The 20,505-nt window shown below is 58.2% G+C and carries 21 protein-coding genes; 15 read left to right on the top strand and 6 right to left on the bottom strand.

Annotated features, from left to right (window positions below):
* Positions 1 to 4 precede the first annotated feature (4 nt).
* Entirely contained in the window at positions 5 to 991 is a 987-nt protein-coding gene (locus tag CKW23_RS24960; RefSeq protein ID WP_162883702.1) for a tripartite tricarboxylate transporter substrate binding protein, read from the bottom strand.
* A gap of 434 nt (positions 992 to 1,425) precedes the next feature.
* Between CKW23_RS24960 and CKW23_RS24965 the strand changes: the two genes are divergently transcribed.
* On the top strand, positions 1,426 to 2,097 hold the full coding sequence (locus CKW23_RS24965; RefSeq protein WP_025261585.1) for a response regulator: 672 nt from the start codon (positions 1,426 to 1,428) through the stop codon (positions 2,095 to 2,097).
* Positions 2,090 to 3,475 (top strand): sensor histidine kinase, encoded by a 1,386-nt coding sequence (locus CKW23_RS24970; RefSeq protein ID WP_025261584.1) that lies wholly within the window; start codon positions 2,090 to 2,092, stop codon positions 3,473 to 3,475. Before CKW23_RS24965 ends, CKW23_RS24970 begins: the two co-directional genes overlap by 8 nt.
* Here CKW23_RS24970 and CKW23_RS24975 read toward each other — a convergent pair.
* Entirely contained in the window at positions 3,469 to 4,290 is an 822-nt protein-coding gene (locus CKW23_RS24975; protein WP_025261583.1) for an HDOD domain-containing protein, read from the bottom strand. The two genes, CKW23_RS24970 and CKW23_RS24975, sit on opposite strands and share 7 nt — an antisense overlap.
* Positions 4,291 to 4,400: 110 nt before the next feature.
* The gene (locus CKW23_RS24980; RefSeq protein WP_038400011.1) at positions 4,401 to 5,342 is read right to left on the bottom strand and encodes a folate-binding protein YgfZ; all 942 of its coding nucleotides are present in this window, start codon (positions 5,340 to 5,342) and stop codon (positions 4,401 to 4,403) included.
* 142 nt (positions 5,343 to 5,484) lie between these two features.
* Between CKW23_RS24980 and CKW23_RS24985 the strand changes: the two genes are divergently transcribed.
* Positions 5,485 to 5,739 (top strand): succinate dehydrogenase assembly factor 2, encoded by a 255-nt coding sequence (locus CKW23_RS24985; protein WP_025261581.1) that lies wholly within the window; start codon positions 5,485 to 5,487, stop codon positions 5,737 to 5,739.
* Positions 5,723 to 6,187 carry a protein YgfX gene (locus CKW23_RS24990; protein ID WP_025261580.1) on the top strand — a complete coding sequence of 155 codons (465 nt, stop codon included), beginning with the start codon at positions 5,723 to 5,725 and terminating at the stop codon, positions 6,185 to 6,187. The genes CKW23_RS24985 and CKW23_RS24990 overlap by 17 nt, the downstream gene beginning before the upstream one ends.
* Here CKW23_RS24990 and nadB read toward each other — a convergent pair.
* Positions 6,156 to 7,772, bottom strand: a complete 1,617-nt coding sequence (gene nadB / locus CKW23_RS24995) for an L-aspartate oxidase (protein WP_095068598.1) — start codon at positions 7,770 to 7,772, stop codon at positions 6,156 to 6,158. The genes CKW23_RS24990 and nadB overlap by 32 nt on opposite strands.
* A 588-nt stretch (positions 7,773 to 8,360) precedes the next feature.
* Between nadB and rpoE the strand changes: the two genes are divergently transcribed.
* From rpoE to pdxJ, 11 genes are all read left to right on the top strand, one after another.
* Entirely contained in the window at positions 8,361 to 8,942 is a 582-nt protein-coding gene (rpoE, locus tag CKW23_RS25000) for an RNA polymerase sigma factor RpoE (RefSeq protein WP_002554912.1), read from the top strand.
* A gap of 32 nt (positions 8,943 to 8,974) precedes the next feature.
* Complete coding sequence (locus CKW23_RS25005) at positions 8,975 to 9,565, top strand: RseA family anti-sigma factor (protein ID WP_025261578.1); 591 nt, start codon at positions 8,975 to 8,977, stop codon at positions 9,563 to 9,565.
* A gap of 8 nt (positions 9,566 to 9,573) precedes the next feature.
* Positions 9,574 to 10,530 carry a MucB/RseB C-terminal domain-containing protein gene (locus CKW23_RS25010; RefSeq protein ID WP_095068600.1) on the top strand — a complete coding sequence of 319 codons (957 nt, stop codon included), beginning with the start codon at positions 9,574 to 9,576 and terminating at the stop codon, positions 10,528 to 10,530.
* Between the two features lie 356 nt (positions 10,531 to 10,886).
* A complete protein-coding gene (locus tag CKW23_RS25015) occupies positions 10,887 to 12,266 on the top strand; it encodes a DegQ family serine endoprotease (protein WP_232924487.1) in 1,380 nt (459 codons plus the stop codon).
* 171 nt (positions 12,267 to 12,437) lie between these two features.
* A complete protein-coding gene (gene lepA / locus CKW23_RS25020) occupies positions 12,438 to 14,234 on the top strand; it encodes a translation elongation factor 4 (RefSeq protein ID WP_025261575.1) in 1,797 nt (598 codons plus the stop codon).
* Between the two features lie 9 nt (positions 14,235 to 14,243).
* Positions 14,244 to 15,098 carry a signal peptidase I gene (gene lepB / locus CKW23_RS25025; RefSeq protein ID WP_095068603.1) on the top strand — a complete coding sequence of 285 codons (855 nt, stop codon included), beginning with the start codon at positions 14,244 to 14,246 and terminating at the stop codon, positions 15,096 to 15,098.
* Positions 15,099 to 15,214: 116 nt separating this feature from the next.
* On the top strand, positions 15,215 to 15,592 hold the full coding sequence (locus CKW23_RS25030) for a DUF4845 domain-containing protein (RefSeq protein WP_095068605.1): 378 nt from the start codon (positions 15,215 to 15,217) through the stop codon (positions 15,590 to 15,592).
* Complete coding sequence (gene rnc, locus CKW23_RS25035) at positions 15,589 to 16,278, top strand: ribonuclease III (protein WP_025261572.1); 690 nt, start codon at positions 15,589 to 15,591, stop codon at positions 16,276 to 16,278. Before CKW23_RS25030 ends, rnc begins: the two co-directional genes overlap by 4 nt.
* Positions 16,271 to 17,173, top strand: a complete 903-nt coding sequence (gene era, locus CKW23_RS25040; protein WP_095068607.1) for a GTPase Era — start codon at positions 16,271 to 16,273, stop codon at positions 17,171 to 17,173. Before rnc ends, era begins: the two co-directional genes overlap by 8 nt.
* Positions 17,174 to 17,238: 65 nt before the next feature.
* A complete protein-coding gene (gene recO / locus CKW23_RS25045; protein ID WP_095068608.1) occupies positions 17,239 to 17,922 on the top strand; it encodes a DNA repair protein RecO in 684 nt (227 codons plus the stop codon).
* A gap of 50 nt (positions 17,923 to 17,972) precedes the next feature.
* Entirely contained in the window at positions 17,973 to 18,713 is a 741-nt protein-coding gene (gene pdxJ / locus CKW23_RS25050; RefSeq protein WP_095068610.1) for a pyridoxine 5'-phosphate synthase, read from the top strand.
* 52 nt (positions 18,714 to 18,765) lie between these two features.
* Here pdxJ and cmoB read toward each other — a convergent pair whose 3' ends face one another.
* Positions 18,766 to 19,725, bottom strand: coding sequence for a tRNA 5-methoxyuridine(34)/uridine 5-oxyacetic acid(34) synthase CmoB (gene cmoB / locus CKW23_RS25055; RefSeq protein WP_095068612.1), 960 nt, complete (start codon positions 19,723 to 19,725; stop codon positions 18,766 to 18,768).
* Positions 19,722 to 20,465 (bottom strand): carboxy-S-adenosyl-L-methionine synthase CmoA, encoded by a 744-nt coding sequence (gene cmoA / locus CKW23_RS25060; protein WP_095068614.1) that lies wholly within the window; start codon positions 20,463 to 20,465, stop codon positions 19,722 to 19,724. The genes cmoB and cmoA overlap by 4 nt, the downstream gene beginning before the upstream one ends.
* Positions 20,466 to 20,505: the final 40 nt, after the last annotated feature.

Below are 20,505 nucleotides of genomic sequence, written 5' to 3' on the forward strand. Positions count from 1 at the left end.
ACAATCACTGAATCAGGCCGAATTCCTTGGCCAGCATCTTGTAGTCCGCAACCTGTTTCTTGACGTAGGTGTCCAGCTCCGCGCCGGTCATGGCGAAGGGGAACAGCTCGCGCTGGTCGCGCAGCTTGGCGAAATCCTCCGAGGCCAGGATCTTGTCGAAGGAGGCTTTCCACCATTCGTAGGCTTCATCGCTGACTTTGGGGCCGACATAGAAACCGCGAACAACAGGCCAGACGATGTCGTAGCCTTGTTCCTTGGCGGTCGGAATGTCTTTCATTTCCGGCTCGTCGATGCGCTTCTCGGCGAACACTGCCAGCAGGCGCATGTCACCGCTCAGGATGTGGGGCATGGAGTCGGAAATATCGGTACTGCCCACCTGAATGTGGCCGCCGAGCAGGGCGGTCGCAATTTCACCTCCGCCTTCCAGCGCAACATAGCGCAGGGCGCGAGGGTTGATGCCGGCGGCTTTGGCGATCAGTGCGGTCTGCATCCAGTCCTGGCTGCCGACGGTGCCGCCGGAACCGATCACCACTTTGCTCGGGTCGGTCTTGAGGGCTTGCACCAAGTCATCGAGGTTTTTGTAAGGCGAATCGCTCTTGACCGCGATGGCGCCATAACTGGTGCCTACTGCCGCGAGCCAGCGCACGGCATTTTCATCGAAACGGCCGAACTTGCCTTGTGCCAGATTGAGCAGCGAGCCGCTGGACCATGCCACCAGTGTTCCCGCATCGGCTGGACGCTGGGCGACCACTGCGTTGTAGGCCACGGCACCAACACCGCCAGGCATGTACGTCACACGCATCGGGGTGCTCAGGATTTTTTCGTTGATCAGGGCGCTTTGCACCAGCTTGCAGGTCAGGTCGAAGCCACCGCCCGGCGAGGCCGGCGCGATGCATTCCGGGCGCTTGGGCTCTGCGGCGAACAATTGGGTAGCAACCAGCATGCAACCGGCGGCCAGGCTCAAATGACGCAAGGATAAAATCATGGTCAGTCTCCTGAAACGTTTTTTGTTTTTGGATTAGAGAAGCTGTTCAGTACGATTTGTGTCGAATGTACTGCTGAGCGACACGTTTTATCGTTGACGCAAATGAGTGCATCGCAAGCGGGATGTGGGTTCGCAGGGCTGGAGTGAGGTGGTCGAGGGCTCTACACGGTAGACGGTTTGCAAAGCCTGGGATGGCTTGGACATTGTTGACTCCGTTTATTGTTTTTATTTTACAGACGCATCCGGGCGCCTTTATTTACGTACCCATTTTTGCGGGTCGTATCGCGATGCTAAATGGTGAACCTTTCATAAACCTTTCAACTATCTTTCAGGTGTCTACTCAATAGCCTCCAGTTGTTTCAATGCTTCACAGGTTGTGGCACGCCTGTACACTTCGTCTTCGTGCCCTCATTACAACATTCATGATTCAGGAGACGGCGATGCGTGTTCTTCTCGTCGAAGACCATCTGCAATTGGCTGAAAGTATCGCCCAGGCGCTCAAGAACGCGGGTTTGAACGTTGATGTACTGCACGATGGCGTGGCCGCCGACCTGGCCTTGAGCAGTGAGGAATATGCAGTGGCAATCCTCGATGTAGGGCTGCCGCGTCTGGACGGGTTTGAAGTGCTGGGTCGTCTGCGGGCGCGGGGCAAGAACCTGCCGGTGCTGATGCTGACCGCACGCAGCGATGTGAAGGATCGGGTCCACGGCCTCAATCTGGGGGCCGATGACTATCTGGCCAAACCATTCGAGCTTTCGGAGCTGGAGGCGCGGGTCAAGGCTCTGCTGCGTCGCAGTGTTCTGGGTGGTGAGCGGCAGCAGCGCTGTGGTGTGCTGGCCTATGACCTGGACACCAGACGCTTCACTCTGGGCAGCGACCTGCTGACGCTGACCTCCCGTGAGCAGGCCGTGCTCGAAGTGCTGATTGCCAGGCCGGGCCGGGTGATGAGCAAGGAGCAACTGGCGGCCCAGGTGTTTGGTCTTGATGAAGAAGCCAGCCCGGATGCCATCGAAATCTACGTGCATCGCCTGCGCAAGAAACTCGATGGCCATCCCATCGCGATCGTGACTTTCCGTGGCCTGGGTTACCTGCTGGAAAATCGCGATGCATAACGACAGCCTGCGTTGGCGACTGTTATGGAACCTGGCATTGCTGCTGATCGTGCTGATGCTGGCCAGCGGCATGAGTGCCTACTGGAATGGGCGGGAAGTAGCCGACACGGCCTACGACCGCACGTTGCTGGCTTCGGCAAGAACCATCGCGGCCGGCCTGACCCAGCGTGACGGCACGCTGAGTGCCGATGTGCCTTATGTGGCCCTCGATACCTTTGCCTACGACAGCGAAGGTCGTATTTATTACCTGGTCAACGACATCAACAAGACGTTGATTTCAGGCTATGAAAACCTGCCTTCTCCGCCTCCCGGAACCTTGCGCACCGACGATTACCCGGCACTCGCCAAGTTCTACAACGGGGTTTACCTGGGCCAGGATGTGCGGGTGGTCAGCCTGCTCAAGCCGGTCAGCGAACCCGGTATGAACGGGATGGCGGAAATTCGCGTGGCTGAAACCCAGGAGGCCAGGGTGCGCATGGCCCGAAGCCTGATGGCGGACACCTTGCTGCGCCTCGGCATGCTGGGCGGTGGGGCCTTGCTGTTAGTCTGGATCACGGTCAGCTCTACCTTGCGTCCGCTGGAACGATTGCGTACGGCAGTGGAAGAGCGACAACCCGATGACCTGCGCGCGTTGCCCATGGTTGAGGTGCAGCGTGAACTGCGTCCACTGGTGAGTGCGCTCAACCACTTCACTGAGCGCCTGCGTTTGCAGTTCGAGCGTCAGGCGCAGTTTATTGCCGATGCGGCCCATGAGTTGCGCACACCACTGGCTGCGCTCAAGGCGCGGGTCGAGTTGGGTTTACGTGATTCCGACCCGGTGCAGTGGCGTTCAACCCTTGAAGCGGCTGCTCAGGGCACAGATCGACTGACGTCTCTGGCCAACCAGTTGTTGTCGCTGGCGCGCATCGAGAACGGTGCTCGTGCGATTGCCGAAGGCGGCGTGCAGAAGCTGGATCTGAGCCAGCTGGCGCGTGAACTGGGCATGGCCATGGCCCCACTGGCCCATTCCCGTGGCGTGGCGCTGGCGCTTGAGGCTGATGAGCCGGTCTGGTTACGGGGCGAGCCGACGTTGCTCAATGAGTTGCTGAGTAACCTGATCGACAATGCCCTGGCGCATACGCCGGTGGGCGGCAACGTTGTGCTGCGAGTCTATGCGCCATGCGTTCTTGAGGTCGAAGACGATGGCTCGGGCATTCCGCAAGAAGACCGTGAGCGGGTCTTCGAGCGTTTCTACCGCCGCAATCAGCAGGGCAGCGGTTCAGGCCTGGGGCTGGCGATAGTCGGTGAGATCTGCCGCGCCCATCTGGCGCAGATATCCCTGCATGACGGGGCGCAGCGTGGTCTTAAGGTCCGGGTCAGCTTTGCGGCCTATCAGTAAAGCATGCCCATGGCTTCGTCCATTTCCGCACTCAGCAGTCCGCCTGCCACATTCAGTTCCAATTGATGAAAGGCTGGCAGGTCGACAATGTCGATCTGGCTGAAGGGGTGAGTGGTGTTCTTGTGGATATGGATAGTCGCGACCTGCACCAGGTCGATGTAGTCGGCACTTTTGGACACGCGTGTGAAGTCCTGGAACTGCGCAGGGACGGCCGCCAGCGGTTCCGGGAAGTCCCATGAGCGCAGCAGGCGCTCGCCAATGATCGGGTGAATGTTGTCGATCACATGGTTGAGACTGATTGCGTCGGACAGCAGGTCGAAATGGTCCTCGGCATACGTCAGGATCGGCAGGATGCCGATCAGGTGAATCAGTCCGGCGAGCGTCGCCTGATCCGGCTTCAGGTTGGTGTGACGATGACAGAGGGTGTAGCTGATCCCGGCCACTTGCAGGCTCTGTTTCCAGATTTCCCGCATCTTCTGTTCGACGACTTCCGACTTGGCGTGAAACATCTGCTCGACCACAAGCCCGATGGCCAGGTTACAGGTGTAATTGACCCCCAGGCGACGGATCGCGGTGTTCACGTCGCTGACTTCAAAGTTGGCACGCAGCAGCGGGCTGTTTGCAACCTTGATCAGGCGTGCGGACAGGGCGGTGTCACTGCCGATGACTCTGCTCAGTTCGGCAATGCTTATTTCGGTGTTCTCGGCAGCCATACGGATCTTCAAGGCTACCTCTGGCAGGGTAGGCAGAAACAAGGCATCTCTATCGATTGCCTTGATCAGGTTTCTCTGCACCTCGTCAGCCATCTTGCTCATGTTGCATCTCGCAGCCGTTAGGGGTGTTCAGACCGCCTGGCGCCGGGTGAGCGTCAGGAGGCCTGATAACTTTTGTGACAGTTGTAGCGCGCGGGTGTTCGCTGCGTGACTTAACGCTGGGTTTCGAGCTTGCTGTCCAGGGTATAGGGCAGTTCGCTCAATTGCAGGGTGGGTCCGTCTGGCGAGCCGAGATGAAGGTTGCCGCTTTCAGCAGCATCGGCCTGCAGCACCGCTAGCAACTCGATGCCTTGTTCGGCACTGGCCGCGATAACGACATTGCCCACGGCGCTGTTGTGTACAGGTGAGAACAGCGACGTGCCGGGTTCAGGAAGCTCGCTGGCTTCAAGTGTCAGGCGATAAAGCCTGCGCTTGAGTTTGCCAAGATACTGCATGCGGGCGACGATTTCCTGGCCGGTGTAACAGCCTTTCTTGAAGCTGACGCCGCCGACTGCCTGCAGATTGATCATCTGCGGGATGAATTCTTCGCGAGTGGTGCCCACGACCTGACCGATACCGGCGCGGATCTGGCCCAGCAGCCAGTCATTGAGCGGGCCTTCAGGCAGTTGGGCGGCCAGTCGCGACTTCACCTCTTCTGCCTGTTCGGCACGAACCCAGAGTTCGGCCCGGGCAGGGGAGACACGAATGGCAAGCAAATCGTTGGCGCGCACCAGTGCGTCAGTGTCCTGAGGCAGGTCCAGCCCGAGGCTGACCAGGGTGCCATCGCCATCCTGCAGGCCGAAACGCACCCAGGCGGCGCTCTCGTCGGTCAGCTTGGATTTGGAGAAGACCGCATATTTTTTCAGGTCCAGCAGTTGCGGTTCGATCAGCTCGCTGGCCATTGCCAGCAGGCAGCCATCGCCTTCAAGCACGATGCGGAAACTCGACTGCATGCGGCCTTTTTGTGTGCAGCGGGCACCCAGGCTGGATTTGCCGTCGTTCAGGTAGTTGAGGTTGCAGGTCAATTGACCTTGCAGGAATTTGCTGGCATCCACGCCGCGAACGGCAAGAATGCCCTCATGGGATAGCGTGCTGAAGAAAGCTGAGTGGGCCATGGTCATCGCAAGAGGAAAAAGTCTGGGGCACATCATAGTGCCGAGTCGTGAATATGGGTATATGAAAACTGCTGCGACCATTGGGCAATTCGCTCAACCGGCTCGCGCCTGTATACTCGCGGCCTACTTTGAGGAGCGCTCCATGGTCGAAGACGTCGAACTCAACCGCCTTTATTGGCACAGCCGCCGCGGCATGCTTGAACTGGACGTGCTGCTGGTGCCGTTTGTCCGGGAAGTCTACCCGCAATTGAATCAGGAAGATCGTGACCTTTATCGTCGCCTGCTCACTTGCGAGGATCAGGACATGTTCGGCTGGTTCATGCAGCGCGCCGAGTCCGAAGATCCCGAATTGCAGCGCATGGTTCGCATGATTCTGGACCGTGTCCAGCCCAAGTGATGGTTTCGAGTGCCACTGGCAGGCCTCGCGCCTGCTGTTGGTCGGGTATCTGAGCGTTCAGTTACTGGCGCTCATTGCCCTGTATTGGCTTGATATCCCCGGCTGGGCGTCTGCGCTCGGCGCCCTGTTTTGCCTGGCTCATGGTTTTTGGGTCATTCCCGGATCGATCCTGCTTGCGCGCCGTTCGGCAGTCACCGCCTTGCGGCGTGATCGCAAGGGCTGGCAAGTGTGGAGCGAACAGGGCAGCTGGCAGCCTGTGCAGCTCTGTCGTGACAGCCTGGCTTTGCCATGGATCGTCATTTTGCGCTTTCGTCCCGTAAAAGAGGGGCGAGCCGGGCGCTGCATAAAAAGCATCTGCATTCCCCGCGACGCGCTGACGCCGGATACCCACCGACGCCTGCGTGTCCGCCTGAAGTTCAGCCCGCGTAGGTGGGCGGTACCAGAATAGTGTCCAGCGCCTGAGGCAACATGTCCGGGTAATCCAGGGTGTAATGCAGGCCTCGGCTTTCCTTGCGCTCCATCGCCGAGCGGATCATCAATTCGGCCACCTGCGCCAGATTGCGCAGCTCGATCAGGTCGCGGCTGACCTTGTAGTTACTGTAGAACTCATCGATTTCATCGAGCAGCAGACGAACCCGGTGCTGGGCGCGCTGCAAGCGCTTGTTGGTGCGCACGATGCCGACATAGTCCCACATGAAGCGCCGTAGTTCGTCCCAGTTGTGCGCAATGATCACGTCTTCGTCCGAGTCGGTGACCTGGCTGGCGTCCCAGGCGGGCAGGTTGTCCGGCATCGGGATATTGGTCAGTTGCTCCTTGATGTCCGCAGCCGCCGAGCGTGCGTAGACAAAGCATTCAAGCAGCGAGTTACTGGCCATGCGGTTGGCGCCGTGCAAGCCGGTGAAGCTGGTCTCGCCAATGGCGTACAGGCCGGGTACGTCGGTGCGCCCCTTGTTGTCGACCATCACGCCGCCGCATGTGTAATGCGCGGCCGGCACCACCGGAATCGGCTGTCGGGTGATGTCGATGGAGAATTCCAGGCAGCGCTCGTAGACCGTCGGGAAGTGGGTCTTGATGAAGGCTTCAGGCTTGTGACTGATGTCCAGATAGACGCAATCGATGCCCAGACGCTTCATTTCATGGTCGATGGCCCGGGCAACGATGTCCCGTGGGGCCAGTTCGGCGCGCTCATCGAAGCGGGGCATGAAGCGCTCGCCGTTGGGCAGCTTGAGATATGCGCCTTCGCCACGTAATGCTTCGGTAATCAGAAAGCTCTTGGCCTGCGGGTGATACAGGCAGGTCGGGTGGAACTGGTTGAACTCCAGATTGGCGACCCGGCAGCCGGAACGCCATGCCATGGCAATGCCGTCGCCACAGGCGCCGTCCGGGTTGCTGGTATAGAGGTAAACCTTTGCTGCGCCGCCGGAGGCCAGAATGGTGAAGCGCGCGCCGTAGGTGTCGACTTCTCCGGTCTTGCGGTTGAGTACGTAGGCGCCCAGGCAGCGCTGGCCTGTCAGGCCCAGGCGTCGCTCGGTGATCAGGTCGATGGCGGCGCGCTGATCCAGCAGTTCGATATTCGGGCGCTTGCTGGCCTGCTCGAACAGGGTCTTGAAAATGGCGGCGCCGGTCGCGTCGGCCGCGTGGATGATCCGGCGATGGCTGTGGCCGCCTTCGCGGGTCAGGTGGAATTCAAAACTGCTTTCTTCGGTGTCCGAATGTTCGCCACGGGTAAAGGGTACGCCCTGGTCGATCAGCCACTGGATGGATTCACGGCTATGTTCGACCGTGAAACGCACCGCTTCTTCATTGCACAGACCGCCGCCGGCATTGAGGGTGTCTTCGACATGGGACTGCACGGTGTCAGTGTCGTCGAGCACGGCTGCTACGCCGCCCTGGGCCCAGAATGTAGAGCCATTGGACAAGTCGCCCTTGCTCAGGACTGCAATGCGCAAATGTCCGGGAAGGGTCAGCGCCAGACTCAACCCTGCCGCGCCGCTGCCAATCACCAGTACATCGTGCTGAAAATGTTGACTCATCTATGAATTCTGCCTTTGGCGGCCATCAGGTTCTGTGATTTCAGCATGGTTTTGCTCGGTGCCACGGATCGGGTGGACATGCTTTATTTTGCGCAGTCATGGAGTTCGTGCTGAAACGGCAACAGGCCCTAGTATAAGTAAGGGGGTATCGGCACAATAGCCTCGCCTTTATGGCAATCTGAGACTATTGCGGCACAGGATTGTGCGCCAGTCCCTGATGTCATGCATACCGTTTTCCATTGAGTCGCTTATCAGGGCTGAGGCCTTGGCCTGATTCCAGGGGGAAAGGTGTCTTGCGCCTGTTAATGACGCCCGGGAACTTTTAATCGGGCCTATGCTCAATAGCGGGTTGCCTATAAAGGAACAGCGCCGGTCTGCACGAAGTCGATCGATCATCGACAGTGGAGCTGGCGACAAGACTATTCACGCAGCCGACCCTGGTCGAGCTGCGTTTTTCGTGCAGGCCTAATCACTGCCTGCAGGAAACTTGCTTGGAGGGGGAGAACTTTTGCGAAAAGCCCGAGTCTATGTTTGCAAGCCTGAACAATGGCTGATGCAACACCCCTCTATGCTCAACGAGGAGTGTTCATGCTAACCCAGGAAGAGGATCAGCAGCTTGTCGAGCGCGTTCAGCGCGGTGACACGCGAGCATTTGATCTGTTGGTGCTGAAGTATCAGCACAAGATTCTAGGGTTGATCGTGCGATTCGTGCACGACACCCATGAGGCTCAAGATGTTGCACAGGAAGCCTTTATCAAGGCCTATCGTGCACTCGGCAATTTTCGCGGTGACAGCGCCTTCTATACATGGCTGTACCGTATCGCCATCAACACGGCGAAAAACTATTTGGTGTCGCGCGGTCGGCGACCACCAGATAGCGATGTAAGGTCTGAAGATGCGGAGTTCTACGATGGCGATCATGGCCTCAAGGACATCGAATCGCCAGAGCGTGCATTGTTGAGGGATGAGATCGAGGGCACTGTCCATCGGACCATCCAGCTTCTCCCGGAAGATTTGCGCACTGCACTAACTTTGCGTGAATTCGACGGTCTGAGTTACGAAGACATTGCGAGCGTCATGCAATGTCCCGTTGGTACCGTGCGCTCCCGGATCTTCCGCGCTCGGGAAGCCATCGACAAAGCCCTGCAGCCGTTGTTGCAGGAATCCTGAGACAGCGGCGATAGCCAAGAGAGGAAACCGCCATGAGTCGTGAAGCCCTGCAGGAATCGCTGTCCGCAGTGATGGATAACGAAGCGGATGAGTTGGAATTACGTCGGGTACTGAATGCCATTGACGACGCCGAGACACGTGCAACGTGGTCGCGTTATCAGGTAGCCCGTGCAGCCATGCATAAAGAGTTGCTGGTGCCTCATCTGGATATTTCGGCTGCTGTATCTGCCGCAATCGCCGATGAAGTCAGCCCGCTGAAGGTCGCTCGTGGCCCGTGGCGCACTCTGGGCCGTCTGGCCGTTGCCGCTTCGGTAACTGTCGCCGTTCTGGCAGGTGTTCGTCTCTATAACCAGGACGAAATCGCCGGTGCCCAGTTGGCCCAGCAGGTTCAGCAGCCAGCTAACCTGTCCGTGCCGCAAGTGAAAGGCCCGGCAGTACTGGCCGGCTATACCGAACCGACCGAGCAGACCGGCCCTATGGCCAATGGCGTCTTGCAGGGTCAGGCCGGTGAAGGCGATCAGCGTCTGCCAGGTTATCTGCGTCAGCACGCTCAGGAAGCAGCGTTGAAGGGCACTGAAAGCGCGCTGCCATACGCACGTGCTGCAAGTCTGGAAAACCGTTAAGGAAGAGCATGCGAGCCGTCCCGCTATTACCGCTTCTGCTAGGTGGATGGCTTGCCCTTCCCGCGCATGCCGATGATGCGCAAGACATGTTCAAGCGTCTTGCGCAAGCCAATCAGCAACAGAGCTACCAGGGTACTTTCGTTTACGAACGTAACGGCAGCTTCTCCACTCACCGTATCTGGCACAGTGTTGGTAACGGTAAGGTCAGTGAGAGGCTGCTACAGCTCGATGGCTCTGCCCAGGAAGTCTTGCGTGTTGATGGTCTGACGCAATGTGTCAGTGGCACGCTTGTTTCAGGCGTTGCCAATCCTTCCGATTCGACTGCGCGTATTTTCGATACCCAAAAACTCTCGGCCTGGTACGACATGACGATTGTCGGCAAGTCCAGAGTTGCAGGTCGGGCGGCTACCATTGTGGCCATTACGCCCAAGGACCAGCATCGCTACGGTATCGAGTTGCATGTTGATAAAGAAACCGGCCTGCCTCTGAAGTCTCTTCTGTTGAGCGAGAAAGGGCAGTTGCTGGAGCGTTTCCAGTTTACCGAACTCGATACGTCCGCACCTTCCGCAGCGTCGCTGCAACCCAGTTCCGATTGCAAGGCGGTGAGTGCCGCCAAGGCCAAGGCCGAGCCTGCGAGCGCGCCTGTGGCATGGCGCTCCGAGTGGCTGCCGCCCGGTTTCGATCTCAGTAGCAGTGCAGCCCGCAAGGATCCTGCTTCGAAAGCGTTGGTCTCCAGCCTGATGTACAGCGATGGCCTGGCGCGTTTCTCGGTATTCATCGAGTCGGTGAGCGATGGCTTGACTACGGATATTCGTACCCAGCTTGGGCCTACGGTTGCCGTGTCGCGCAGGCTTACCACGCCGCGTGGTGTGGTCATGGTGACAGTGGTTGGCGAGATTCCCATGGGGACCGCCGAGCATGTGGCTTTGTCCATGCGCAGTACCGACATGCAGGCCAGCAAGTAGTCCTGAGCTATGCAGGCAGCGTTGGAAATGATGTCAATGCCCAGGATGTATAAAAGGTTTCATCTTGGGCTCGATAACACGCCAGACCGCAGTTCATCTGGCCTTGGGCAGAGGCACTGAAATGTTTGGTGAGGTTTGCAAGTTGCAAAAACTCTCGTTTTTTTCTATAGGTCACAGCCTTGCAGCTCTGGCCTTTGTCGTTTCTGGGGCCGGAAAGCTGGTCCAGGTGTCGCATCCTATGCGGCGCATGAGTCTTTGAGCCAGTCGCTCTGTACTGCTTAACTTTGCTCGTTGTTAACGGGAGCCGTATGTCGATACCACGTTTGAAATCTTATGTTTCGCTGATTGCCGCCGTGATGATGCTCGGCCAGGTCGCTGTGGCTCAGGCCGAGGACTTGCCGGATTTCACCGTACTGGTTGAGCAGGCTTCGCCTGCGGTAGTGAATATCAGCACCCGTCAGAAAATGCCTGATCGTGCAGTCGCCGGTCAGATTCCGGATATGGAAGGCTTGCCGCCCATGCTGCGCGAGTTTCTTGAGCGCAGCATGCCGCCTGGGTCGCGTGCTCCTGGAAAGGGTGATCGCCAGCGCGAAGCTCAGTCCTTGGGGTCGGGCTTCATCATTTCCGGTGACGGCTATGTCCTGACCAACAACCACGTGATCGATGGTGCCGATGAAATCATCGTTCGTCTTTCCGATCGCAGTGAATTGAAGGCCAAGCTGGTCGGCACCGATCCGCGTACCGACGTTGCTGTCCTGAAGATCGATGGCAAGAACCTGCCTACCGCCAAGCTGGGTAACTCCAACAAGCTGAAAGTGGGTGAGTGGGTGCTGGCCATCGGCTCGCCGTTCGGCTTTGATCATTCGGTAACCAAAGGCATAGTCAGTGCCAAGGGCCGCAGTCTGCCGAACGATACCTATGTGCCGTTCATTCAGACCGACGTAGCGATCAACCCGGGTAACTCCGGTGGTCCGTTGTTCAACATGGCCGGTGAAGTCGTGGGTATCAACTCGCAGATATTCACCCGCTCTGGCGGGTTCATGGGCCTGTCGTTCGCGATCCCTATCGATGTGGCCATGGATGTCGCCAATCAGCTCAAGGCCAGCGGCAAGGTCAATCGTGGCTGGCTGGGTGTAGTGATCCAGGAGGTCAACAAGGACCTGGCCGAGTCTTTCGGTCTGGACAAGCCTGCTGGCGCCCTGGTTGCCCAGGTGCTTGAAGATGGCCCGGCAGCAAAAGGTGGTCTGCAGGTTGGTGATGTGATCCTCAGCGCCAACGGTCAACCGATTGTCATGTCCGCAGACCTTCCGCACCTGATCGGCAATCTCAAGGACGGCAGCAAGGCCGAGCTTGAAGTGATCCGTGATGGCAAGCGTCAGAATCTGACTGTCACCGTCGGTGCACTGCCGGACGAAGGTCAGGAAATGGGCGCTACAGGTCCGGGAGCCGAGCGCAGCAGTAATCGCCTGGGTGTTTCGGTGATCGAGCTGACCGCCGAGCAGAAGAAGAGCTTCGACCTCAAGGGCGGTGTGGTCATCAAGGAAGTGCAGGGTGGTCCGGCAGCCTTGATCGGTCTGCAGGCGGGTGATGTCATCACTCACCTGAACAATCAGGCCATCGTTTCGGCGAAGCAATTCACTGAGGTCGCCAAGAGCCTTCCGAAGGATCGTTCCGTCTCCATGCGCGTTCTGCGTCAGGGGCGGGCAAGTTTCATTACCTTCAAACTGGCTGAGTAATCGGCAGGTTTGACGAAAAAGGGCGGTCGATACCGCCCTTTTTTGTGGATGTCTGCCGGATGGGTATTGTTCTGTATACCTCTGGGCGTGACGCCTCTTGCTTCCTTCAGGTACAATTCCCGGCTATTTTTCGGCGGGCAATCTGCCTGCAACCTTTTTGAGTGTTGATCCGTGAGTGATTTGAGTCATATCCGCAATTTCTCCATCATCGCCCACATTGACCATGGCAAGTCGACGCTGGCCGACCGCTTCATTCAAATGTGCGGTGGCCTGTCCGAGCGCGAAATGGAAGCGCAGGTCCTTGACTCCATGGATCTTGAGCGCGAGCGCGGTATCACCATCAAGGCCCACAGCGTAACCCTGTACTACAAGGCCAAAGACGGTAAGACCTACCAGCTGAACTTCATTGACACCCCGGGCCACGTGGACTTCACCTATGAAGTCAGCCGTTCCCTGGCAGCCTGTGAAGGCGCGCTTCTGGTCGTCGATGCCGGTCAGGGTGTGGAGGCACAGTCGGTTGCCAACTGCTACACCGCTATCGAGCAAGGCCTTGAGGTCATGCCGGTACTGAACAAGATGGACTTGCCGCAGGCCGATCCCGACCGCGTCAAGGAAGAGATCGAGAAGATCATCGGTATCGATGCCACCGATGCAGTGGCATGCAGCGCCAAGAGCGGCATGGGTGTCGACGAAGTGCTTGAGCGTCTGGTTGCGACCATTCCGGCACCCGAAGGCAATATCGAAGATCCGCTGCAGGCGTTGATCATCGACTCGTGGTTCGATAACTACCTGGGCGTTGTTTCCCTGGTGCGTGTGCGCCATGGCCGTGTCAAGAAAGGCGACAAGATCCTCGTCAAGTCCACCGGCAAGGTGCATCTGGTCGACAGCGTGGGTGTGTTCAACCCCAAGCACACTGCGACCGTTGACCTCAAAGCCGGTGAAGTAGGCTTCATCATCGCGGGCATCAAGGACATTCATGGTGCTCCGGTCGGTGACACCCTGACCCTGAGTTCCACTCCCGATGTCGACGTGCTGCCAGGCTTCAAGCGCATTCAGCCTCAGGTCTACGCCGGCCTGTTCCCGGTCAGTTCGGACGATTTCGAAGATTTCCGTGAAGCGCTGCAAAAGCTGACGCTCAACGACTCTTCGCTGCAATACCTGCCGGAAAGCTCCGATGCCCTGGGCTTCGGTTTCCGCTGCGGCTTCCTGGGTATGCTCCACATGGAGATCATCCAGGAGCGTCTGGAGCGTGAATACGATCTGGACCTGATTACCACTGCGCCAACGGTAATTTTTGAGCTATTGCTCAAGAACGGTGAAACGATTTACGTCGACAACCCGTCCAAGCTTCCTGACCTGTCCGCTATCGAGGACATGCGCGAGCCGATCGTGCGGGCCAATATTCTTGTGCCTCAGGAGCACTTGGGCAACGTCATTACGCTGTGCATCGAGAAGCGTGGCGTGCAGCACGACATGTTGTTCCTCGGTACCCAGGTTCAGGTGAGCTATGACCTGCCGATGAACGAAGTGGTCCTGGACTTCTTCGATCGTCTCAAGTCTGTCAGCCGTGGTTATGCTTCGCTGGATTATCATTTCGATCGTTACCAGTCAGCCAATCTGGTGAAACTCGATGTGTTGATCAACGGCGAGAAGGTCGACGCCCTGGCGTTGATCGTGCATCGTGACAACGCGCACTACAAAGGTCGTGCGTTGACCGAAAAAATGAAAGAGCTGATTCCGCGGCAGATGTTCGATGTGGCAATCCAGGCCGCCATTGGTGGTCAGATTGTGGCGCGTACAACCGTCAAGGCACTTAGAAAGAACGTACTGGCCAAATGTTATGGCGGCGACGTAAGCCGTAAGCGCAAGTTGCTGGAGAAGCAAAAGGCCGGTAAGAAACGCATGAAGCAGGTCGGCAACGTGGAAATTCCACAGGAAGCTTTCCTTGCAGTGCTCAGGTTGGAATAGTCAGGTCCTATGTCACTAAATTTCCCGCTGTTGTTGGTCATCGCAGTCTTTGTCTGTGGCTTGCTCGCACTGATCGATCTGGTTTTCCTGGCGCCTCGTCGCCGGGCTGCCATTTCGACCTATCAGGGTAGTGTCAGTCAGCCGGACATCGCGGTTGTTGAGCAATTGAACAAAGAACCTTTGCTGGTCGAATACGGCAAATCGTTCTTTCCGGTGCTGTTTCTCGTGCTGGTGCTCCGTTCGTTTCTGGTCGAACCCTTCCAGATTCCTTCGGGCTCCATGAAACCGACACTGGAGGTGGGTGATTTCATCCTGGTCAACAAGTTCTCCTACGGCATCCGTCTGCCGGTGCTGGATCAGAAAGTGATCCAGATCGGCGACCCGAAGCGTGGCGACGTCATGGTGTTTCGCTACCCCAGCGACCCGAGCGTCAACTACATCAAGCGTGTAGTGGGCCTGCCGGGCGACCATATCCGCTACACCAGCGACAAGCGTCTGTTCGTCAATGGTGAGCTGGTTGCCAAGAAGCTGATCGGCAGCGAGCCGGGCACTCTGGGCAGTGCCGAGCTGTATGAAGAGCTGCTGGGCGATGTCGAGCACCAGATCCGTCAGGAAATGAGCCGCTACCGTGCGCCGCCTGACAGCGAGTGGACCGTGCCAGCCGCGCATTACTTCATGATGGGTGACAACCGCGACAACTCCAATGACAGCCGTTACTGGGACGATCCGAACATTCCCAAGAACGAGCTGGGCATGGTTCCTGACAAGAACATCGTCGGCAAGGCGTTTGCTGTCTGGATGAGCTGGCCGGAGCCCAAGCTCAGTCACTTCCCTAACTTTTCACGGGTAGGGCTGATCAAGTAATCAATGCGGCGCTGCTAGAACAGCGCCGTATCTCATTTGGGCTGGTCCGAAACGTTTCTGATCGACAAGTCATGTCGGTTACGTGAACGGGCTATCCTTGGGGTCGAGGTCGAAACATGACGTTTTCCGCTTCTCAGAAAGGTTTGTCGTTCGTGGGGTGGCTGATTGCGCTGGCGTTTGTCGCATTTGTGACGAGCACGGCTTTCAAGCTGATCCCGCACTATCTTGACTACATGTCGATGAAGAAGATCATCGAGTCGGTCGAGAGCAATCAGGCCCTGGAGATCACCACGGTCGACGATTTTTACAGTTATGTCGGTAAAAACATGCAGGTCAACAATATTCGGGATGTGGATTTGAACAAGGCTTTAAAGGTGGCGGTGCAGAACGGCAAGTTCAGCGCCCATTTGAACTATGAACAGCGTGAGCCGTTGATCCGGAATATCGATCTGGTGATGAAGTTCGATCAGCAATTCAGCGTGGGTAAACTGTGAGCGTATCCTTGAGCCGCCTGGAGCGTCAGCTCGGCTATACCTTCAAGGATCAGGAACTGATGATCCTGGCCCTGACTCACCGCAGCTTTGCTGGTCGCAACAATGAGCGTCTGGAGTTTCTCGGTGATGCGATCCTCAACTTCGTAGCCGGTGAAGCCCTGTTCGAGCGCTTTCCCCAGGCCCGCGAAGGCCAGTTGTCGCGTTTGCGCGCACGTCTGGTGAAAGGGGAAACCCTGGCATTGCTGGCCCGTGGTTTCGATCTGGGCGAATATCTGCGTCTGGGTTCCGGCGAATTGAAGAGCGGCGGTTTCCGTCGCGAGTCGATCCTGGCCGATGCCCTTGAGGCATTGATCGGTGCCATCTATCTCGATTCGGGCATGGAGGTTGCGCGTGAGCGTGTCCTGGCCTGGCTGACCAACGAGTTCGACAGCCTGACCCTGGTCGATACCAACAAGGACCCGAAAACCCGACTGCAGGAATTCCTCCAGTCCCGTGCCTGTGAATTGCCGCGCTACGAAGTGGTGGATATCCAGGGCGAACCGCATTGCCGGACATTTTTCGTCGAGTGCGAGATCACCTTACTGAATGAAAAGAGTCGAGGTCAGGGTGTCAGCCGTCGCATTGCCGAACAGGTCGCCGCGGCCGCAGCACTCATTGCCCTGGGCGTGGAGAACGGTCATGACTGATACAACTGCAACTCGCTGTGGCTATGTTGCCATCGTCGGCCGCCCCAACGTAGGCAAGTCCACGCTGCTCAACCACATTCTTGGCCAGAAGCTGGCGATCACCTCGCGCAAGCCGCAGACCACTCGTCACAACATGCTGGGTATCAAGACCGAAGGCGCCGTGCAGGCGATCTATGTCGATACCCCAGGCATGCACAAGAACAGCGAAAAAGCGCTCAACCGCTACATGAACAAGACCGCTTCGGCTGCCTTGAAAGATGTCGATGTCGTGATCTTCGTGGTTGACCGTACCCGCTGGACCGACGAGGACCAGATGGTTCTGGAACGTGTCCAGTATGTGCAGGGCCCTGTCATCCTGGCGATCAACAAGACCGATCGCATCGAAGACAAGGGCGAGCTGATGCCGCATCTGGAATGGCTGCAAGGCCAGTTGCCCAATGCGTCCATCGTGCCGATTTCTGCGCAGCACGGGCACAACCTCGATGCGCTGGAAGGCCTGATCGCTTCCCACCTGCCGGAAAACGATCACTTCTTCCCGGAAGACCAGATCACCGACCGCAGCAGCCGCTTCCTGGCTGCGGAGCTGGTTCGCGAGAAAATCATGCGCCAGCTGGGTGCCGAGCTTCCGTACCAGATCACCGTCGAAATCGAAGAGTTCAAGCAGCAGGGACGTACCTTGCATATCCATGCCCTGATTCTTGTCGAGCGTGACGGCCAGAAGAAAATCATCATTGGCGACAAGGGTGAGCGGATCAAGCGCATCGGCAGCGATGCCCGTCGCGACATGGAGCTGCTGTTCGATTCCAAGGTCATGCTCAACCTGTGGGTCAAGGTCAAAGGCGGCTGGTCCGATGATGAGCGCGCCTTGCGTTCATTGGGCTACGGCGACCTGTAAGTGTCCTGTCACCCGGTCATGAATCTTCGTGACCGGGTGAATCTCCTTTCTTGCGAGCCACCCCGATGAGCACGCCAACCGGCCAACCTGCTTATGTGCTTCACAGCCGGGCCTATCGCGAAAACAGCGCTCTGGTCGATTTCCTCACACCTCAAGGCCGTTTGCGCGCTGTGCTGCGTAATGCTCGCGGCAAGGCCGGTACGCTGGCGCGTCCTTTCGTGCCTCTTGAGGCAGAGTTTCGCGGGCGTGGCGAGCTCAAGAATGTCGGGCGCATGGAAGGTGTCGGCGTTGCCATCTGGTTGTCCGGCGAGGCCTTGTTCAGTGGCATGTACCTCAACGAACTGCTGATTCGCCTGTTGCCATCCGAAGATCCTCATCCCGCCGTCTTCGACCACTATGCCGCGACCCTGACAGCCTTGGCGCAAGGTCGTCCTCTTGAGCCTCTGTTGCGTTCATTCGAATGGCGACTGCTGGACGATCTGGGCTATGGCTTTGCGCTGGACGTGGATATCAATGGCGAGCCGCTTGCTGCCGATGGTTTGTATCGCCTGCAAGTGGATGCAGGGCTTGAGCGGGTCTATCTGTTGCAGCCCGGACTGTTTCAAGGCGTTGAGCTACTGGCCATGGCCGAGGCCGACTGGAGTGCTCCGGGTGCGCTGTCTGCCGCCAAGCGTCTGATGCGTCAGGCACTGGCCGTGCATCTGGGCGGACGTCCATTAGTGAGCCGTGAACTGTTTCGCAAGCCGTGAACAGGCTTTATGCTCTGCGGCCTGCTTCGATCAAATTTCAGGAGACACCCGTGACCCAAAGCACTCGCATCCTTCTTGGCGTTAACATCGACCACGTTGCCACCTTGCGTCAGGCTCGCGGTACACGTTATCCGGATCCGGTGAAAGCCGCGCTGGATGCCGAAGAGGCGGGCGCGGATGGCATCACCGTGCATTTGCGTGAAGACCGTCGTCACATCCAGGAGCGCGACGTCCTGCTGCTCAAGGACGTGTTGCAGACCCGCATGAATTTCGAGATGGGCGTGACCGAAGAAATGCTCGCCTTTGCCGAGCGCATTCGCCCGGCCCACGTATGCCTGGTTCCGGAAACCCGTCAGGAACTCACCACCGAAGGCGGCCTGGATGTCGCCGGTCAGGAAGAGCGTATCAAGGCGGCGGTGGAGCGGCTGTCGAAGATCGGCTGCGAAGTCTCGCTGTTCATCGATGCCGACGAACAGCAGATCGCCGCTTCCAGGCGCATCGGTGCTCCGGCCATCGAACTGCATACTGGCCGCTACGCCGATGCGCAGACGCCAGCTGAAGTCGCAGAAGAGCTCAAGCGCATTGCCGATGGTGTGGCGTTCGGGGTGGCTCAGGGGTTGATCGTCAATGCCGGTCACGGCCTGCATTACCACAACGTCGAAGCGGTAGCAGCGATCAAAGGCATCAATGAGCTGAACATCGGTCATGCGCTGGTGGCGCATGCCTTGTTCGTAGGCTTCAAGGCTGCCGTGGCAGAAATGAAGGCGTTGATCGTGGCAGCAGCGAAATAATCACCGTCCTGCGCGGATGAATTCTCTCCTGGCGGGATTCATCCGCGAAGACTCAAGGCTTGCGCCCGACAATCACGGCACGCATCGGTGCAGGCAGGCCTTCCACGGTACGGCTGTGGTCCTCGGGGTCGAGGAAGTCGCCCAGTGACTGATAGCGCATCCATTCGGTGCTGCGTTGTTCCTGCACGGTGGTGGTGCTGACATCCACGCAACGTACATCGACGAATCCGGCGCGGCGCAGCCACAGTTCCAGTGCCGGTACTGACGGCAGGAACCACACATTGCGCATCTGCGCATAGCGATCTTCCGGGACCAGCACTTGCTGCGCATCACCCGGCACCACCAGGGTTTCCATGACCAGCTCACCGCCTTTGACCAGGCAGTCTTTCAAGGCCAGCAAATGGTCGACAGGCGATTTGCGGTGATACAGCACGCCCATGGAAAACACGGTATCGAAGCCTTCAAGATTGGCAGGCAGATCTTCCAGGGCAAACGGCAAGTGCCAGGCGGGCAGGTCCGGCAGGTAGCGCTGCATGGCCTGGAACTGGCAGAAGAACAGCCAGTTCGGGTCCACACCAATCACGCTCTCGGCTCCGGCACCCAGCATGCGCCACTGGTAATAGCCGTTGCCGCAGCCTACATCCAGGATGCGTTTGCCTTTGAGATCCAGGTGCGGCGAGACGCGGGACCATTTCCAGTCCGAGCGCCATTCGGTATCGATATGCACGCCGAATACATCGAACGGCCCCTTGCGCCAGGGTGACAGGCCCATCAAGGCCTGACGCAGCCGTGTGCGGGTTTCGGCGTCACACTCGACTTCCAGGGTAAAGCTGTCGGCCAGCTCGACACGTTCCGCTGTCAGCGGGGGCAAGGCATCCAGCGCACTTTGCCAGCGTTGCAGGTCGCCGTGCCCCTTGGCCATCTTGGTGTCGAGTTGTGCCTGCAGGCCGTTGGCCCATTCAGCGAGTGGCGTGCCTGCAAGGCGGCGGACAAGTGGAGCGAGATCAATCATGGCAGGGCAATCAACGAGGCAAAGTTAAGGCATTGGAACCATGGGACGACCTTTGAAAAACCGGCGGCCAACAGGCGTTGGCGGTGTTCTTCGAGGCTGTCGGGTTTCATGACGTTTTCGATGGCGCTGCGCTTCTGGGCTATTTCCAGATCGCTGTAGCCGTTGGCGCGCTTGAATGCGATATGCAGGTCGGTCAGCAGGGCATGCTCCTGCTCGTCGATGAAACGCAGCTTTTCCGAGAGGATCAAGGCGCCACCAGGCACCAGTGCCTGACGAATGCGGGTCAGCAGCGCGAGTCGCTGCTGCGGGGCAATGAATTGCAGGGTGAAGTTCAAGGCCACCACCGAAGAGGGCTGGAACTGCAACGCCAGAATGTCGTCTTCGATCACTTCCACTGGCAGCAACTCCTGAAACATCGAGTTCTGCGCATTGAGGTATTCACGGCAGCGCTCGACCATCGCGGCCGAGTTGTCCACGGCGATGACCTTGCAGCCTTCGCTGCGCACATGGCGGCGCAGGGCTTGAGTCACGGCGCCGAGGGAGCTGCCCAGGTCATAAAGAACCGTATCGGGTCTGGCGAACTGTGCCGCGAGCACACCCAGGTTCTCGACAATCGTCGGGTAGCCGGGGACCGAGCGCTTGATCATGTCCGGAAAGACCCGCACCACATCCTCGTTGAAGGCGAAGTCAGGCACCTGAGCCAATGGCTGGGCGAAAATGCGGTCGGGTTCTTTGCTCACGGCGGTTCCGGCGAAGGCTTTGAAAGGCGGGCATTCTAGC

This window comes from Pseudomonas sp. Irchel 3A18 (assembly GCF_900187465.1).
Classification (GTDB): Bacteria; Pseudomonadota; Gammaproteobacteria; order Pseudomonadales; family Pseudomonadaceae; genus Aquipseudomonas; species Aquipseudomonas cichorii.

Bases quoted from the DNA above. Each gene is read 5' to 3' on its own strand.
- nadB (WP_095068598.1), bottom strand. From the start codon at position 7,772: ATGAGTCAACATTTTCAGCACGATGTACTGGTGATTGGCAGCGGCGCG.
- lepB (WP_095068603.1), top strand. From the start codon at position 14,244: ATGTCACTAAATTTCCCGCTGTTGTTGGTCATCGCAGTCTTTGTCTGT.
- CKW23_RS25010 (WP_095068600.1), top strand. From the start codon at position 9,574: ATGCGAGCCGTCCCGCTATTACCGCTTCTGCTAGGTGGATGGCTTGCC.
- recO (WP_095068608.1), top strand. From the start codon at position 17,239: ATGAGCACGCCAACCGGCCAACCTGCTTATGTGCTTCACAGCCGGGCC.
- CKW23_RS24975 (WP_025261583.1), bottom strand. From the start codon at position 4,290: ATGAGCAAGATGGCTGACGAGGTGCAGAGAAACCTGATCAAGGCAATC.
- CKW23_RS25015 (WP_232924487.1), top strand. From the start codon at position 10,887: ATGATGCTCGGCCAGGTCGCTGTGGCTCAGGCCGAGGACTTGCCGGAT.
- CKW23_RS24985 (WP_025261581.1), top strand. From the start codon at position 5,485: ATGGTCGAAGACGTCGAACTCAACCGCCTTTATTGGCACAGCCGCCGC.
- CKW23_RS25005 (WP_025261578.1), top strand. From the start codon at position 8,975: ATGAGTCGTGAAGCCCTGCAGGAATCGCTGTCCGCAGTGATGGATAAC.
- era (WP_095068607.1), top strand. From the start codon at position 16,271: ATGACTGATACAACTGCAACTCGCTGTGGCTATGTTGCCATCGTCGGC.
- CKW23_RS24980 (WP_038400011.1), bottom strand. From the start codon at position 5,342: ATGGCCCACTCAGCTTTCTTCAGCACGCTATCCCATGAGGGCATTCTT.
- CKW23_RS25030 (WP_095068605.1), top strand. From the start codon at position 15,215: ATGACGTTTTCCGCTTCTCAGAAAGGTTTGTCGTTCGTGGGGTGGCTG.
- CKW23_RS24965 (WP_025261585.1), top strand. From the start codon at position 1,426: ATGCGTGTTCTTCTCGTCGAAGACCATCTGCAATTGGCTGAAAGTATC.
- cmoB (WP_095068612.1), bottom strand. From the start codon at position 19,725: ATGATTGATCTCGCTCCACTTGTCCGCCGCCTTGCAGGCACGCCACTC.
- rpoE (WP_002554912.1), top strand. From the start codon at position 8,361: ATGCTAACCCAGGAAGAGGATCAGCAGCTTGTCGAGCGCGTTCAGCGC.
- CKW23_RS24970 (WP_025261584.1), top strand. From the start codon at position 2,090: ATGCATAACGACAGCCTGCGTTGGCGACTGTTATGGAACCTGGCATTG.